This is a genomic window from Psychrobacillus sp. OK028 (assembly GCF_900103605.1).
Taxonomy (GTDB): Bacteria; Bacillota; Bacilli; order Bacillales_A; family Planococcaceae; genus Psychrobacillus.
The window spans coordinates 93,461-109,489 of the sequence record NZ_FNHY01000009.1; the positions used below are offsets into that span (position 1 = coordinate 93,461).

General features: G+C 35.4%; 16 protein-coding genes. 4 read left to right on the plus strand and 12 right to left on the minus strand.

Going from position 1 to position 16,029, the window contains the following annotated elements:
* Nucleotides 1-146: 146 nt before the first annotated feature.
* Entirely contained in the window at nucleotides 147-1,412 is a 1,266-nt protein-coding gene (locus BLR36_RS15290; RefSeq protein WP_254771425.1) for an ammonium transporter, read from the minus strand.
* Between the two features lie 248 nt (nucleotides 1,413-1,660).
* The gene (locus tag BLR36_RS15295; protein WP_093062611.1) at nucleotides 1,661-2,143 is read right to left on the minus strand and encodes an MgtC/SapB family protein; all 483 of its coding nucleotides are present in this window, start codon (nucleotides 2,141-2,143) and stop codon (nucleotides 1,661-1,663) included.
* A gap of 387 nt (nucleotides 2,144-2,530) precedes the next feature.
* Here BLR36_RS15295 and BLR36_RS15300 point away from each other — a divergent pair, with 387 nt between their 5' ends.
* Nucleotides 2,531-5,563, plus strand: a complete 3,033-nt coding sequence (locus tag BLR36_RS15300) for an efflux RND transporter permease subunit (protein ID WP_093062612.1) — start codon at nucleotides 2,531-2,533, stop codon at nucleotides 5,561-5,563.
* 57 nt (nucleotides 5,564-5,620) lie between these two features.
* Here BLR36_RS15300 and BLR36_RS15305 read toward each other — a convergent pair whose 3' ends face one another.
* Nucleotides 5,621-5,812, minus strand: coding sequence for a small acid-soluble spore protein H (locus BLR36_RS15305; RefSeq protein ID WP_093062613.1), 192 nt, complete (start codon nucleotides 5,810-5,812; stop codon nucleotides 5,621-5,623).
* Nucleotides 5,813-5,926: 114 nt separating this feature from the next.
* Here BLR36_RS15305 and BLR36_RS15310 point away from each other — a divergent pair, with 114 nt between their 5' ends.
* The 3 genes from BLR36_RS15310 to BLR36_RS15320 all read left to right on the plus strand — a co-directional run bounded on the left by BLR36_RS15310 (nucleotide 5,927) and on the right by BLR36_RS15320 (nucleotide 6,852).
* Entirely contained in the window at nucleotides 5,927-6,202 is a 276-nt protein-coding gene (locus BLR36_RS15310; RefSeq protein ID WP_093062614.1) for a hypothetical protein, read from the plus strand.
* A gap of 138 nt (nucleotides 6,203-6,340) precedes the next feature.
* Nucleotides 6,341-6,544 carry a hypothetical protein gene (locus BLR36_RS15315; RefSeq protein ID WP_093062615.1) on the plus strand — a complete coding sequence of 68 codons (204 nt, stop codon included), beginning with the start codon at nucleotides 6,341-6,343 and terminating at the stop codon, nucleotides 6,542-6,544.
* A gap of 20 nt (nucleotides 6,545-6,564) precedes the next feature.
* Nucleotides 6,565-6,852: a spore coat protein gene (locus tag BLR36_RS15320; RefSeq protein ID WP_093062616.1), complete on the plus strand. Its 288-nt coding sequence runs from the start codon at nucleotides 6,565-6,567 to the stop codon at nucleotides 6,850-6,852.
* A 144-nt stretch (nucleotides 6,853-6,996) separates the two neighbouring features.
* Here BLR36_RS15320 and BLR36_RS19070 read toward each other — a convergent pair whose 3' ends face one another.
* The 9 genes from BLR36_RS19070 to BLR36_RS15365 form a co-directional block, all read right to left on the minus strand.
* The gene (locus BLR36_RS19070; protein ID WP_093062617.1) at nucleotides 6,997-7,206 is read right to left on the minus strand and encodes a hypothetical protein; all 210 of its coding nucleotides are present in this window, start codon (nucleotides 7,204-7,206) and stop codon (nucleotides 6,997-6,999) included.
* 432 nt (nucleotides 7,207-7,638) lie between these two features.
* Nucleotides 7,639-9,171, minus strand: coding sequence for an alkyl hydroperoxide reductase subunit F (gene ahpF / locus BLR36_RS15330; RefSeq protein ID WP_093062618.1), 1,533 nt, complete (start codon nucleotides 9,169-9,171; stop codon nucleotides 7,639-7,641).
* 15 nt (nucleotides 9,172-9,186) lie between these two features.
* Nucleotides 9,187-9,750, minus strand: coding sequence for an alkyl hydroperoxide reductase subunit C (gene ahpC / locus BLR36_RS15335; protein ID WP_093062619.1), 564 nt, complete (start codon nucleotides 9,748-9,750; stop codon nucleotides 9,187-9,189).
* A gap of 402 nt (nucleotides 9,751-10,152) precedes the next feature.
* Nucleotides 10,153-11,331, minus strand: a complete 1,179-nt coding sequence (locus tag BLR36_RS15340) for a NupC/NupG family nucleoside CNT transporter (protein ID WP_093062620.1) — start codon at nucleotides 11,329-11,331, stop codon at nucleotides 10,153-10,155.
* A 240-nt stretch (nucleotides 11,332-11,571) separates the two neighbouring features.
* Nucleotides 11,572-12,804 (minus strand): serine/threonine transporter SstT, encoded by a 1,233-nt coding sequence (gene sstT / locus BLR36_RS15345; protein ID WP_093062621.1) that lies wholly within the window; start codon nucleotides 12,802-12,804, stop codon nucleotides 11,572-11,574.
* 259 nt (nucleotides 12,805-13,063) lie between these two features.
* A complete protein-coding gene (locus BLR36_RS15350; RefSeq protein ID WP_093062622.1) occupies nucleotides 13,064-13,411 on the minus strand; it encodes a gamma-type small acid-soluble spore protein in 348 nt (115 codons plus the stop codon).
* A gap of 111 nt (nucleotides 13,412-13,522) precedes the next feature.
* The gene (locus BLR36_RS15355; RefSeq protein WP_093062623.1) at nucleotides 13,523-14,527 is read right to left on the minus strand and encodes an LLM class flavin-dependent oxidoreductase; all 1,005 of its coding nucleotides are present in this window, start codon (nucleotides 14,525-14,527) and stop codon (nucleotides 13,523-13,525) included.
* A 16-nt stretch (nucleotides 14,528-14,543) separates the two neighbouring features.
* Nucleotides 14,544-14,852 carry a DUF3219 family protein gene (locus tag BLR36_RS15360; RefSeq protein ID WP_093062624.1) on the minus strand — a complete coding sequence of 103 codons (309 nt, stop codon included), beginning with the start codon at nucleotides 14,850-14,852 and terminating at the stop codon, nucleotides 14,544-14,546.
* 225 nt (nucleotides 14,853-15,077) lie between these two features.
* Nucleotides 15,078-15,914, minus strand: a complete 837-nt coding sequence (locus tag BLR36_RS15365; RefSeq protein ID WP_093062625.1) for an STAS domain-containing protein — start codon at nucleotides 15,912-15,914, stop codon at nucleotides 15,078-15,080.
* Between the last annotated feature and the right edge of the window lie 115 nt (nucleotides 15,915-16,029).

Sequence of the window (16,029 nt, forward strand, 5' to 3'; positions counted from 1 at the left end):
CTTATGTAGGAGGACATTCTATCCATGACTTATTATTAAATCTTTTTTTCTTTAGTAATACAATGTTCTTACGTATATGCATTCAAAAAGCACTACAGGAAAAACTCCTGTAGTGCTTTTTAAAATTTGCGTACGACCTTTAGAGATTAATGAGATTTTGACTCTTCTAAAATCATGTGTTCTGGATAGCCATAGTTGCCATGCTCGCTCATATCTAAACCAGTTAACTCCTCTTCTTCCGATACACGAATACCACCCATTACTTTTTTCATTGTGAAAAGGATCGCATATGAAACTATAAATGCAAATAAACCACAGGATACAACACCCATAAGTTGAACACCCAATTGTTCAAAGCCACCTCCGTAAAATAATCCAGCTTTACCCACGGAGGCAAGCTCTGGTGTTGCAAAGAAACCAGTTGATAATGTTCCCCATACACCAGCTGCACCATGTACAGATAACGCATAAATTGGATCATCCACTTTTCTCTTTTCAAAAAATCTTGCGCTATAAAATACTAATACTCCAGCTATTAAACCTATGACAACAGATGCCCATACATCTACGAATGCACAGGAAGCAGTAATAGCAACTAATCCTGCTAATGCACCATTTAATATTGTTGGAATATCAGACTTACCTAGCACTACCCATGATATTAATGTTGCCGCAACAGCACCAGCTCCTGCAGCAAGCGTTGTATTCAATGCCACAAATCCAAAGAATGCTGCATCTACAGATATCGTGCTACCAGCGTTAAATCCGAACCACCCAACCCAAAGGATAAGCACACCTAAAGCAGTATATACTTGATTATGTCCGGCAAGATTGTTTGCCGAGCCGTCTTTATTGAACTTCCCAATTCTTGGTTTGAGAATCATTGTTGCTGCAAGGGCAGCCATTGCACCTGTTAAATGAACTACCGTTGAGCCTGCAAAATCCTGCTTACCATGTCCTGCTAACCAACCTCCCCCCCACACCCAGTGCGCAATTACAGGGTACACAATTACTCCGAAAAGAATAGTGAAAATAACATATGCGGATAATTTTGCACGTTCTGCAAATCCACCTAATGCAATTGTTATTGCAATTCCTGCAAATGCCAATTGGAAAACAAAAAATACAGTCGTTGCAAGACCTGCTCCCTCTAAAATTTCCCCTCTATAGAAAAAATCAGACATTCCTACAAAGAAATTTGCATTACCTCCGAAAATAAACCCATAGCCAACAGCCCAAAACACCATAGACGCTAGACCAAATGTAAATATTGTTTTTCCTGCAACGTGACCAGCATTTTTCATTCTTGTTGAACCAGCTTCTAGTAAGATGAATCCACCAATCATAAAAATGACTAAAATTGCAGCAATCATTGTCCACACACTGTTCATCAAATACATTACATCTTCCACTGTCATCTCTCCCTTTTTTAGTTAACACCATATTTTCATGTAAGAAAACTTGACATCATTTATATTTTTATTCTATTCATTTTCAAGTAAATGTCAACAAAATTTTCTGAATATATTTTAATTTTTAATTAAAAAGTTCTTACAACCCTTATTTACTCATGTGTTCTAATAAAAAATATTTATTTCAAATAAAAAAACTGTCATCACTGCTTATAACAGTGATGACAGTTTTTCTAACATTTATTTATTCAATCCCATTCCCCATCGCTATCCTCTTCTTCTTTTCCACGAGCAGGAAGTATACCCATTTTAACTACTAACTTTGGTAAGTTCATCGCAATGAACATTAGGACGACTGTAATGATTGCAAGATCATATGCACCATACCCAATAGTTAAACCCACACACGCAGTGATCCAAAGGTTTGCTGCAGTTGTAAGTCCTCGTTTTACATTATCCTTGTCTACCCAAATAACGCCCGCGCCGAGAAACCCAATACCACTGATTACTTGTGCTGCTAAACGCATCGGATCCATATAGGCTCCTTGATTTAAGGATGACAATGCCATAGCTAAAGTGGCTCCTAAACAGACTAAAATATGTGTCCTTATACCAGCTGGTTTATTTTTTATCGCTCGCTCTAGTCCAATGAAAAATCCTATAAGAGTTGCCACACCTAAACGAATGTATAAATCATAATGCGAATTAAATAAAGTAGTTATGAAGTCCATGATGTAATTCCTCCTAAAAGTGCTATTTCGATAACATTCTGTAAATCTTCTCATAATCCTTCAAAGGTCAATATTATCACATATTGGAAACTTTTTTTATAAAGGTTACTTTGTAGTAGGTGACTTAACTGAAAAAGTAAATCGGTTCCCAGTTAAGTTACTATTTTTTGGTTTACGCACAACTCCCTAAGCCTCTAGACCTAGTAACATTTAAATCTAAGGCTCAATGTAGTGCACAAATCGTTTTTATACAATGAAATGGTAACCAAACCATTCTCAGGAAGGAGCACTCGAAAAAAATCAGTATTATAAATTGCTACACAGCCTTTGATTTGAGCATTTTTTCTTTTTTTATACTCAGGCAATTAATTTAGGAGGAAATTTATAATGTCATTATTTACAAAATGGGCTTTTGGAAACAGGGCAGCGGTAGCTGTTTTAACTGTTTTAATATTAGTTATAGGGGTCGTCAGTTATTTTAGACTGCCTATGGAATTTTTACCGACTGCGAATAATCCGCAAGTTACTATCATTTCCATGGGTCAGGGTATTGATTCCAAAACGATGGAATCAGAAGTGACCATCCCGATTGAAAGGACAGTCACGGGATTGAATGGCAAAACGTCTGTTTATTCCACAACTGGAGATGGTTTTTCTAAAGTAGACCTGTTTTTCGAGGCAGGATATGATATGAAGCAGGCAAAACTGGATGTTCAAGATGCTTTAAATAGTATTTCTTTGCCGCCCTATATATCTAAGCCAATTATTTCACAGCTTAATACTTCTATGATTCCAATTGTCAACATTGCAGTTACCTTCGATGAAGGTTTGACGGAAGAAAATAAAGAGTTCGCACGTAACGAACTCCAATCCATGTATCAAGAAGTAAAAGGTGTTTCTAAAGTAGATGTTTATGGGATAACAGATTCCATCATTTCGATTAACATTGATGATGAAAAATTAGAAGATAATCAAATTCCCCTTCAATCGATTGTAGGTATCCTTCAAGGTCAAAATACTTCTGTAACAGTTGGAGAAAAAATCATTGATAGCAAAACAAGCAATATTAAAGTAATAGGCGATATTAATAGTCTGGAGAAACTAAAAGATCTTCCAGTAACTCCTGAAGTACCACTAGGTGATATTGCTTCTATTGAAGAAACGAAGGATTTAAATTTCATTAGCCGTTTTAATGGTATGGATAGCTTGGATATTAGCATTACAAAAGATAGTCAATCCAATGCAGTTACAATTAGCAAGGAAATTGAAAAGGTAACAAAAGAAATTAATGATAAGTATGATCATCAGGAATCTGTTATTTATTTATCCTCAGCCGATATGGTGGAGAATTCTGTTCATACGATGATAAAAGAGGTTCTTCTCGGTGCATTATTTGCAACGATCGTTATTATGCTCTTTTTACGAAATATACGTTCCACTTTTATTACGATCATATCGATACCCTTATCACTTTGCTTTACATTATTTTTGCTATCCTGGTCTGGTGTAACATTAAATATATTAACGCTAGGCGGCGTCGCTGTTGCAGTTGGACGTCTTGTAGATGATAGTATTGTGGTTATTGAAAATATTTTCCGCAAGATGCAAACAGAAAAGTTCTCTATCCAAATGATTATTGATGCAACTAAACAAGTTGGCGTGGCTATAACTGCTTCTACCCTATCAACAGTAGCCGTTTTCCTACCAATGAGTTTGTTAAATGGAGGACTTCAAGAATTCCTTTTACCATTTGCTTTAACGGTTACTTATTCTTTACTTGCTTCTTTAATTGTTGCATTGACAGTTGTACCACTGATGAGCGCGGGGTTATTGAAGAATGCTAAGATTCCTGAGCATAGACCAGCCGTTCGTTTCCCTAAAATGGTTACTTGGTCTCTAAACCATAAATGGATTATTTTCTTGGTTTCTATCCTTCTATTCGCCGGTTCTATTGGAGCTTACTTCGTCATCCCTAAAGGCGCGGTTGATAGTTCTTCTGCTGACTATGTTTCCGTCACACTGAGCTATCCAAATGATACACCGATGGAAAAAGTAAAGGAAAAAACCATTGAGCTTGAATCATCTATACTTGCTATGGATGAAGTTCAACACTTATTCGCTCAAGTTGGTTCTCCTCCAGAAGCCGCACAGTATGGTTGGATTGGTTCTTCCACAGAAGCATCTTTCAGTATTTTACTTAAGGACAAAAAGGATACGGACTTTATAGTAAAAGAAATGGAAAAGCAAAAAGATCAATATTCTGATGCCCAATTTGAAGTAAGTACAGCTTCCTTTATGATGGGAGGAGCTAGTACCAATATTACAATTGATGTGGTCGGAGAAGATATCTCTGAACTAGAAGATGTAGCAACAGCTATTAAGGAAAAAGTACAAAAATTGGACGGCGTAGAAAAAGTTACGACCAACCAAGATGAAAAGAAAACTGTACACTCACTAATTGTCGATCCTTCCAAGGGAAATACAGAACAAATTGCCCAGCAGTTAGCGGTACTATTAAACAAAACACCAATTGGAACAATTAATTTAAATGACAAGCAAAAAACAGTATTCCTGGAGCCTCTTCTAAATACCGTAACACCCGAAGACCTTGAAGATATTCCAGTTATGACCAATAAAGGGATAGTCCCAGTCTCCTCTCTTGCAACATTACAAAGTGAAGAGCGATCAACTAACCAGGTTCATAAAGACGGAGATGCATATCTACGAGTAACAGCATCTGTTGATCCTACCAAGCTTTCAGAAATCTCAAGTGCAGTAAACTTAGAGATATTCGGAGATGAAAATGATAATGAAGGAATGGAAATACCAAAAAGTGTCGAAGTTTTAATCGGTGGTTCAAGTAGTCAACAAGCCGAAGACTTTACGGATTTATTTCTAATAATGCTCGTTTCCATCGGGATTGTGTTCTTAATAATGGTCATTACTTTCAAGTCAATCAAAGCACCTATTGCCATTCTTTGCTCATTACCATTGGCTGCAATCGGCGCTATTTTAGGAATTCTAATAAGTCGAATTTCAGTCGATATTACAGCACTTCTTGGTGCATTAATGCTCATTGGTATTGTCGTAACGAATGCGATTGTACTGTTAGACCGAGTGAAACAAAACGAGCAAAAAATGATTATAAGAGATGCGCTTGTGGAAGCAACCGCAACAAGAATGCGACCAATCTTCATGACAGCCATTGCAACCATCTGTGCAATGCTTCCACTATTGCTGAAAAAAGCAGAAACAGGAAGCTTAGTATCTCAAAGTCTCGCTATCGTTGTGATTGGCGGATTGGCTATGGCCACCCTACTGACTTTAATAGTTATTCCATGTATATATGAATTGTTATACTTTAGAAAATCAAAGAAACAGCGTATGGCGCAAGCGGTCAAGAAAGATAGTGTTTCATAATGTCAAATAAAAAAACCAGGCCTATAAGAGGGTCTGGTTTTTTTGATAGTAACTATTTTATTGGACAACGCCTTTTATCTCTAATTCTGTAACATCTACACTTTGTTTATCATTAGGATTACCGAGTGGATGAATAGTGGCAGTTCCGTTATTTTGATCTACATGCTCAATATAAACAGGTTCTCCTTTATAAATCACATTCTCCATTTTTGGCGAAAATGAAATTTCCTGTGCTCGTTGTGCATCCATGTTAATGACCTCCTTTTGGATATTAATATTTGTTCCATTTAAATTAGTTATACATCTTATATTGAGTAAAATAAGTTCTTTTGGAAATATTAATAATATAAGGAGTGATTTAAGTTGGAAATGAACCCAATAGAAACATTTAAATTTAGTATGGAAAATGCCAATAACGAGCTTGTCGTCATTGGTAAAATACAGGGTAAACCAGAAATACCCTCCTTAGATGACCTAAAGTTTAAAGGAATTATTGCTTTACTAAATTCTATTGATAAACAAAATTTCACCGAAGTGGATAAGGATCAATTATTTCTTGATTCTTTAAAAGAAATTGAAGAGACGATTGGTGAGATGAAAAAGTATAATGAATTTCAATGCAGAGAAGGTTTAACATGATATCGCTACCTTAATAGAGGCGGTTAGCCTATATAAAAAAAAGATACGACTATCTGACACATAAGAACTGTCTGTAATTTAAAGTATTAATTCAAATAAGACTTTCTTATAAGAATAAAATATGGGAGATGAAATTAGATGACCGGTCTAACAATGAAAGAATTAGCATATGTAGAGGACGAAATCCGTGCTGAGGTGATAACAGCAAAAACGTTGAACTGGTGCGCAACTCAATGCAATGACCAAGACCTAAAAAAAACACTCGAGGAGATGGCAGAAAAACACCAGTTAAAAATTGTCGACCTCTCCCAATACTTTAACCGAACAAACAATGTTCAATAACTGCGAAAGGTGGGGTTCTGATGCCAAATAATATCGTAGGGCGCGGCTTAACAGACCGGGAAATGCTCCAGCTTTGTCTGGAGTTGGAGAAAGGACGTTGTAGAAGCATAAGCTATACCATGTTAGAGACGTCTCATCAGCAGCTACATGAAATTTATAAGCAATGTTTTGAAAATGCAAGCTCAAACCATTACCAGCTTTTTGAGATAATGAGCAATAAAGGTTGGTATAAGACCACTCTTGCATCTAAGGAGCAGGTTGGGAAGGTACAGGAGCTTATGCAAAATAACCTGCATCCAGATGACTAGCGATATTGAAACCTTCATGCTCTCTTAGGAATCTTACCTGCTTTGGCCCCAAGTATACTTTCTGATAATCTTTTGCCTAATAAAAAAAGTCGCTCACCCTTTGATTTCTCAAAATGTGGAGCGACTTTTTTAAACCTAAAAAATTCAACGTGGGGTTCTAGCTTCTTGACAATTAGAGCATTTATTCTGTTTGCTTCCTTTGAACTTCGTGAATGTTTTTTCAAAATTAGTTCCACACGAACATTTAAATAGTAGTTTTTGCGAGTAGCCTACATATTCTTTTGAAAGCAATGTACAGTCTGAGTTCTTACTGACATATTCTCTTATCTGATCTATAGTCCATTTTTTATTCATATTGACACCTCCAATGGCTATATTATTTAAGTATAGGAAGAAGCATTAAACCTTCCGTTCATTTAGATTCATGAATTCTAAATCTATCTCAATGTGTTATTATACCACCACTTTAAGATTCCTTGTATAGTCTTTCTAAAGAAAAGTTGTTTTTAATCTGGAAGCGTGCTATACTAGATTACTAGCAACAAATAAATATGTTTGACCTCCATACTATCGATTATTTTGTTAGTCGACATTAATGGGTGCCAAACCCGCAAGAGTTCTTTAGGAACAAAGAATTCTTTAGAAAAAAAGCATTATCTCTTTTGGAGATAGTGCTTTTTTTATTTCGGAAGCAAAAAATCACTATCCTTTCTATATAGAAAGGATAGTGATTATTTTTTAGTCTATAAAACCACTAAACTAAAGTTCTGTTTCGCTGTTGAATAACTAATTTCTAATTAGATAATCGAATGCGCTTAACGCTGCAGTTGCACCAGAACCCATAGAAATAATAATTTGTTTATGAGCACTGTCTGTACAATCACCAGCTGCAAAGACACCAGGCATTGTAGTAGCACCACGCTTATCAACGATTATTTCACCAACATGATTTCTTTCAAGTGCTCCTTCTAACCAATCAGTGTTAGGAACTAGACCGATTTGAACAAATACACCTGCTAATTCGATGTGGTTTTCTTCGCCTGTCGCTCGATCAACATAAGTAATACCATTTACTTTGTCAGTACCAGTAATTTCTTTTGTTTGAGAGTTTTTTAAGACGGTGACATTTGGAAGGCTGTATAAACGTTTTTGTAGAACATCATCAGCTTTTAACTCGGAGTTAAATTCAAGAACCGTTACATGGTTCACAATCCCCGCAAGGTCAATGGCTGCCTCTATACCGGAGTTACCTCCACCAATTACCGCAACATCCTTACCTTCAAATAATGGACCATCACAGTGTGGACAATATGCAACACCTTTATTTTTGAACTCTTGCTCACCGGGAACATTAATATTACGCCAACGTGCACCAGTTGAAAGAATTACAGATTTACTTTTAAGAACAGCACCATTTTCTAATTCAACCTCGATTAGGTCTTTCTTTTCTAACCGTTTTGCACGCTGAAGGTTCATAACATCTACGCTGTATTCTTTTACATGCTCTTCAAGAGCTTGCGCAAGTTTAGGGCCTTCTGTACTTTTCACACTGATAAAGTTTTCAATACTTAGAGTGTCTAGAATTTGGCCACCAAAGCGTTCGGCTAAGATTCCTGTGCGAATACCTTTACGAGCGGAATAGATTGCTGCACTAGAGCCAGCAGGACCACCACCTATAACTAGCACATCATAAGGCTCTTTTTCAGAAAGCTCTTCTACATTAGGACCACTACCTAGTTTGGATAGAATTTCTTCCATTGTCATTCGACCATTTCCAAACGATTCGCCATTAAGGTAAACAGCTGGTACTGCTAATATATCTTTGCTCTCAACCTCTTCTTTGAATGCCGCACCATCAATCATTGTGTGTGTAATGTTAGGGTTAAGTACACTCATGATATTAAGCGCTTGGACAACATCAGGACAGTTGTGGCAAGTTAAGCTTACATATGTCTCAAAGTGATATTCACCTGTGATGTTTTTAATTTGATCGATTATGCTTTGATCTACTTTTGGTGCACGTCCACTCACCTGAAGTAAAGCTAAAACTAATGAAGTAAATTCATGTCCTAATGGAACACCTGCAAAAGTAACTGCAGTATTTTCATCTCTAACACGGCTGATACTAAAGCTTGGTGTTCTTGTTAGTTCTGCTTTCTCTACTGCAATTTTAGATGAAAGGGAAGCTAGCTCATCTACTAGAGCTAGCATTTCATCTGAAACTTTATCGGAACCTACACTTACTTTAAGAACGATATCGTTTTCAAGCAGTTGAAGGTATTGATTTAATTGAGATTTAATTTCTGCATCAAGTGCCATTTAGTATCGCTCTCCTTAAATTTTACCTACAAGGTCAAGGCTTGGCTTAAGTGTTTCGCTACCTTCTTCCCATTTAGCCGGGCAAACTTCACCTGGATTTTTGCGAACATATTGTGCTGCTTTAATTTTATTAATAAGCGTACTAGCATCACGACCAATACCACCTGCATTAATTTCGATTGCTTGGATTACACCATCTGGATCAATGATGAAAGTACCACGATCAGCAGCGCCCTCTTCTTCGATAAATACCTCAAAGTTGCGAGATAGAACGTGTGCAGGATCGCCAATCATTGTATAAGTAATTTTGCCAATTGCATCTGATGTATCGTGCCATGCTTTATGTGTAAAATGAGAATCTCTTGAAGCTGAGAATACCTCAACACCTAATTCTTGTAATGCAGGATATTGATTTTGAAGGTCTTCAAGTTCGGTTGGACAAACAAAAGTAAAGTCTGCTGGATAGAAACAAACAACACTCCAATGACCTTTGAAATCTTGCTCAGTAACTTCAATAAAATCACCGTTTTTATATGCTTGTGCTGTAAATGGTAGTACTTCTTTTCCGATTAATGACATAGTAATAATTCCTCCATAAAATATTAGTAATAATAATTATTATCCAGTATTAATTGTTACGTAGGCGTCGAATTTTGTCAACTAAAGTACTTTGTATTTTGTGTGTAAACTTTTAAAGTATACTTTACTAGAAAGATTAACTTCCTTGATTTTGTTAGATAAAAATGAGTGAGAAGGTTTTAAGCATCATAAAATATTGCATAGCCTCACTTATATAATAATCAGTAGGACTAAAGTTAGTATTATATTCTTGATTATTACAATGTAATATTTTATTAGTCTTACTACTTAAGAGGTTTATAAAAAAAATTAATCAAAAAAATCATCTTACCTTTGACTAAAAAGGTAAGATGATTTTCTGTGTTGTTTTCTAAAGTATAGACTCCAAATACATTGCCTCTATTATAAAATAAAACTAACAATAATCGCAGTCAGTACACTTACTAATGTTGCTCCGTATAAAAGTTTCAAGCCCATTCGTGCTACAACATTACCTTGCTTTTCATGAAGGCCTTTTACAGCACCTGAAATGATTCCAATCGAAGAGAAGTTTGCAAAAGAAACAAGGAATACGGAAATGATTCCGATTGATCGTTCACTTAGATTGGACGCTAAATCATTTAATGAGAGCATCGCTACAAATTCGTTTGTAACTAATTTAGTAGCCATAATACCACCAGCTGTTACTGATTCTGAAACAGGGATACCCATTAAAATTGCAAATGGTGCAAAGACATAACCAATAATTTCTTGGAACGATATTCCTAATACCATATCAAATAAGGTATTTACTCCAGCCATTAATGCAACGAATCCAAGTAACATCGCTGCAACAATGATTGCAACCTTAAATCCATCCAAAATATATTCGCCCAGCATTTCGAAAAAGCTTTGCTTCTCTTCTTGTACAACGAGAATATCGTCTTCTTCGGAAACAGTATAAGGGTTAATAATGGAAGCAATAATGAATCCACCAAACAAGTTAACCACGATTGCAGTCACCACATATTTTGGTTCAATCATTGTCATATAAGCTCCGACAATAGACATTGATACAGTAGACATCGCCGACGCACTTAGTGTATAAAGACGTTGAGGTGATAATTGTCCAAGCTGTTTTTTCACCGTAATAAATACTTCAGATTGTCCAACAATAGCGGATGCTACTCCGTTATAAGATTCCAATTTTCCCATGCCGTTAACTTTACTGATTCCCCAACCCAACCATTTCATAATGAAAGGAAGAACTTTAATATGTTGCAGAATTCCAATTAGAGCTGAAATAAATACGATTGGAAGTAAAGCTGTTAAGAAGAAAGGAGCTTGTCCTTCATTCGCAATGCCAGCAAATACAAAGTTAATTCCTTCATTAGCAAAGCTAAGTAATTTTTCAAAACCAGCTGCTATTCCCTCAATTATTATCAATCCAAATTTAGTATTCAGTAATAAAAATGTTAGTATTACCTGAAGAATAAGCATTTGGATAATTGGTCTAATTTTAATTTCTTTACGATTACTACTCGCAATCCACGCAAGACCCAGAACAACAACTAAGCCTATGATTGATATTAAATAACTCATTTAATGCCCCCACAATTTTGTATTTTTATAAGGTCTGACTTCTGACGACCACTTTCATAAATCAGTATACATCATTTTTTGTTATCACCAAATAAAAACGTTTACATTTTATGAAAATAGATAAATTTCCACTTTAATTTTCAATTATTGTTCACCATTTTGTAACACTAATACATTTTTTCTATCAAAAAAAGTCACGACTCCCATTTATGGGCATCGTGACTTTTGATAATAAAGTAATTAAGAATTCACCGTAACAGCTTTTCCTTCCACACGTTCTTTTGCCTGCTCCGCAGTTGCTGTAAACAATACGTCTGAAGATGAATTTAGAGCAGTCTCGCAAGAATCTTGAACAACTCCAATGATAAAACCAACACCTACAACTTGCATTGCAATATCATTTGGAACTCCAAACAAGCTACATGCTAGCGGAATTAGTAAAAGAGATCCCCCTGCAACTCCAGATGCACCTGCTGCAGAAACAGCTGCTACTACAGATAGCATTAGAGCTGTCATAAAGTCTACTTCAATACCAAGTGTATTTACTGTTGCAAGAGTCAACACAGATATGGTCACCGCGGCACCAGCCATATTAATAGTAGCACCAAGCGGTATTGATACTGCATATGTATCCTCATCTAAGCCAAGCTTTTCACATAGTTTCATGTTAACTGGAATATTAGCAGCTGAACTACGAGTAAAGAATGCCGTAATACCACTCTCTCTCAACACCATGAATACAAGTGGATATGGATTTTTACGTGTGTAAATGTACACAATTAGTGGATTCACTACAAGGGCGATAAGCAGCATACATCCAACTAAAATCAAGATCAATCGACCATACTCAACTAAAGCAGAAAGCCCGCTCGTTACAATCGCATCGAACACAAGCCCCATAATACCAATCGGGGCTAAATTGATCACCCATTGTACAACTTTCGTAATAGCATCCGAATAACTACCTAACATATCTTTCGTTTGCTGGCTCGCATGTTTTAATGCTAGTCCAAGAACGATTGCCCACGTTAAGATACCTAAATAGTTCGCATTTATAATGGCATCGATTGGATTCGCAACTATATTAAATAATAATGTTTCAATAACTTCTACAATACCCTCTGGTGGTGAAAGATCTTCCACGCCTGTTACAAGTGTTAAAGTAACAGGGAACATAAAGCTTGCTAATACAGCGACAATACCTGCTAGCAATGTACCAATCGCATACAGCCCAAGAATGGATTTCATATTCGTTTTCTTACCACTTTTATGCGCGGCAATGGCATGCATTACTAAGAATAACACCAATACTGGCGCAACTGCTTTTAATGCACCGACAAATAGAGAACCTAAAATGGAAATACCACTTACATAGTTAGGAACAGTCAACGCTAAAACGATACCGATAATAATACCAATTATAATCCTTTTCACGAGACTAATTTCATTCCATTTAACCAATAATTTTTTCATCATACTATCCCCCAAAGTTTTCTTCAAACATTTTTATAAAAAAGTACAGCAATCTCTCCCCAAAGAAATAATATGTACTTCTTTTATCATTAAGTAAACTGATATTTTATTCTATCACAAATTTTTAGAATATTATATTGTTATTTTTTGTAATCATAACTATTACTATTTCTTATGTGTATCTTAGATTCAACATCGATTTTCTCATCCAAAAAAAAATGGTGGGAATGTAAGCTCCCACCATTTTTAGTACTAGTTTTTATTTTTTAAAGTTATTTGCGTTTTGTTGTGCTTTACGATTAGCTTGAGCATTTTGTTGTTTCACTTCTTGAGCATTTGTTTGACGTTCAGCTGATATGCCAAATTCTGATCCAAACTCACTAGACATTGCACCTTGTCCGTTTTGTTGAGCTTTTTGATTAGCTTGTGCATTTTGTTGTTTCACTTCTTGAGCATTTGTTTGACTTTCAGCTGATATGCCAAATTCTGATCCAAACTCATTAAACATGTTTTTTGAAGCACCTTGAGCAGCTTGAGCATTTTGCTTTCTAACTTCTTGGGCATTTGTTTGCGCTTCAATAGGAAGCTTGTTTTTGTTGTTTGCCATTTTTCTTCACCTCCATGGATATTATAATTGCCATAATGGAGGTATTTATTATTAGCAAATGTTGGAGATGTTAACCAACTGTTTTACAGTACATACTATTTACGCTGAAGATTAATTATTGTCGAGTAATTCATTTGCTATTAGTTTATATGAGTTTCTTCGATCTTCAGCAGAATATGTAATAGTACTTAGCATGATTTCATCTGCTTTATAAGTCGCTTGCAACTCGACTAATTTCTGTTTTACTTCTTGTGGATTACCGATAATGACGTTCTTTCTCATATTATTGAATGTATCTTTCTCTCGATTGTCCAACTTATATTGCTTCGCTTCTTGAATAGAAGGAACTCCCCGTAGACCTTCTCCTTTTGCTTTTTGAAGTTCCCATATGAGCGCACTTAACGATATTTCCTCCGCTTTTTCAGTTGTTTCTGCACAAATAATTGAAACAGTTACTATTACTTGTGCTGTTTGACCTTGTTTTCTAGGAGTGAAAGCATCCAGATATTCCTGAATAATGGACGGACCATCATTATCACTCATAAATTGACCAAATACATAAGCAATCCCGTTTTCAGCAGCAAGTAAAGCACTTTTCTTACTAGTCCCAAGAAGCCAAGGAGCTGGTGATACTTCTGGAATGGGAGAAGCAGAAATTTTAGAGTAATCGTGTTCAACAGGAAAATCATCGTCCAGAAAATGGAGTAAATCCTTCACTAAGCTCGGCATTTTATAGACATTTTGTAAAAAGTTATCGGATAATGCATTGGTTACTTCAGCTGAACCACCTGAAGCACGTCCTATACCTATATCAATTCGATTAGGAAATAAAGTAGCAAGTGTATTGTAGATTTCTGCAACTTTAAATGGTTTATAATGAGGCAATAAAACAGCACCCGAACCGATGCGAATTGTATTGGTATTCGCTCCAATATAACTTAAAATCACTTCTGGAGCTGAACTTGCTAATCCAGGTAAATAATGATGTTCCGTAACCCAATAACGAGTATACCCTAGCACCTCTCCGGCTTGCGCTAACTTCAGCGACTCATTTAAAGCATCTTTAGCTGTGTGATTTAAAGAAATTGGTGATTGATCCAGAATACTTAACTTCATCTCTGCAGCCCCTTTCCTATATTTCCGTTTCCATCAAACTCAATTTATATTCTCCGACTTGACCTCTCTCATATAAATTAGTAATGGAAGTAGAATATTTAGTGATAGTAGCTCTAAAAAATAGAAGAGAGTCTGGAACAGTAACTTCAAAAGTACCTTTATACAGTAAGGTAGCAATATCATGATATTCTTCACTTGTTACGTTAAATACAATGGAAATTTGGTGTAAACCATTTACTTTTTGTTCTTCATAATGATTTAATTTAATTAGCGTATTATCAAGTATAATTTCTTTTACCGCATCGTCTTCTAGGCTTTTATTCATGCCAAACACCTCCGAATTTAAATTCTCGATTTAGTGTACCACCTTGAAGGTATTTTTATATGATAAAAGATTAAAACATTTGCACCTTTACCTCTTTTTTAATTCGAATACTCCTACTTTTTAATGTGATGCAAGTGTACAAACAAAAAGGTATTTTCAACTTAAAAAAACCACGATAAATTAGTTATTTGTTTACAGGAAAAGTTTATCCCTAATTATTCCTTTTCAAAAGTTATTATGTTTTCTCATAGCTTGCGAGATAGTTGAATGAGTATCAACTCCCTCAAAATCTAATCCTAATTGTACAGATGTCTGGGCAATACTTGGCCTTACACCTGATAAACTCGATGATACTCCTATAAGCTTAAGTGTTTCTATCATTTGAAATAGTTGTTGAGCAACCATTGTATCAACAACTGGAACTCCTGATAGATCGATATATAAATGATCAATATTCTTAGCCACACACTGACTCAAAGATTGCTCTAACATTATTTTAGCCCTTTTAGTATCTATCTCCCCTACAATTGGAAGAACAGCTGTTTTATTTACTAATTCAATTATTGGAACACTCAATTCACCAATCAATTCTTGATGAGCAAGCAATCTAGCCTCTGCTTGGTCTATATATCTGGAGCTAAATCTTAGAACCACATCGTTAATGGTAGAAATAATATCGTTATAATATGTAATTATCTGCTTTCCAGTAAGTTGATTTGGATACAGTTCAATAAATTCCTCTAGTAATTCTTTATATAGATATTGTTGCCGAAAAAATTCGCCAATAATTACTGGAAGTGGAGTTTGTTGATGCGCTGAGTCATCAATAACCAATTGGATAAAATTATCGAAACTTTTTAAATACTCCTCATCTGAATCGTTAAAAAGATTTACAAATTTTTGATGGAACAGATGATTTTGTTCTTTAAGTATTTTTATTTCTTTAGGATTATTAGTGCTATAAACTCCTTGTAGATTTTTATTAAGATTCTCATACCATCTTTCTGTTAGTAGCCATGTCCGTTCTAAAAGAAAATTAAAAAACAATTTTTTATTGTCCAATAATTAGTCCTACTTTCATCAAATATTTAATCTAAATCAAGTATAACAAAATATTTTAATTTCATGAAATAGAGAAGATATTAAAAGAATCCCGGGTTGATGTTCTACCTTGCAT

Bases quoted from the DNA above. Each gene is read 5' to 3' on its own strand.
- BLR36_RS15295 (WP_093062611.1), bottom strand. From the start codon at position 2,143: ATGGACTTCATAACTACTTTATTTAATTCGCATTATGATTTATACATT.
- BLR36_RS15300 (WP_093062612.1), top strand. From the start codon at position 2,531: ATGTCATTATTTACAAAATGGGCTTTTGGAAACAGGGCAGCGGTAGCT.
- BLR36_RS15305 (WP_093062613.1), bottom strand. From the start codon at position 5,812: ATGGATGCACAACGAGCACAGGAAATTTCATTTTCGCCAAAAATGGAG.
- BLR36_RS15315 (WP_093062615.1), top strand. From the start codon at position 6,341: ATGACCGGTCTAACAATGAAAGAATTAGCATATGTAGAGGACGAAATC.
- BLR36_RS15320 (WP_093062616.1), top strand. From the start codon at position 6,565: ATGCCAAATAATATCGTAGGGCGCGGCTTAACAGACCGGGAAATGCTC.
- BLR36_RS19070 (WP_093062617.1), bottom strand. From the start codon at position 7,206: ATGAATAAAAAATGGACTATAGATCAGATAAGAGAATATGTCAGTAAG.
- ahpF (WP_093062618.1), bottom strand. From the start codon at position 9,171: ATGGCACTTGATGCAGAAATTAAATCTCAATTAAATCAATACCTTCAA.
- ahpC (WP_093062619.1), bottom strand. From the start codon at position 9,750: ATGTCATTAATCGGAAAAGAAGTACTACCATTTACAGCACAAGCATAT.
- BLR36_RS15340 (WP_093062620.1), bottom strand. From the start codon at position 11,331: ATGAGTTATTTAATATCAATCATAGGCTTAGTTGTTGTTCTGGGTCTT.
- sstT (WP_093062621.1), bottom strand. From the start codon at position 12,804: ATGAAAAAATTATTGGTTAAATGGAATGAAATTAGTCTCGTGAAAAGG.
- BLR36_RS15350 (WP_093062622.1), bottom strand. From the start codon at position 13,411: ATGGCAAACAACAAAAACAAGCTTCCTATTGAAGCGCAAACAAATGCC.
- BLR36_RS15355 (WP_093062623.1), bottom strand. From the start codon at position 14,527: ATGAAGTTAAGTATTCTGGATCAATCACCAATTTCTTTAAATCACACA.
- BLR36_RS15360 (WP_093062624.1), bottom strand. From the start codon at position 14,852: ATGAATAAAAGCCTAGAAGACGATGCGGTAAAAGAAATTATACTTGAT.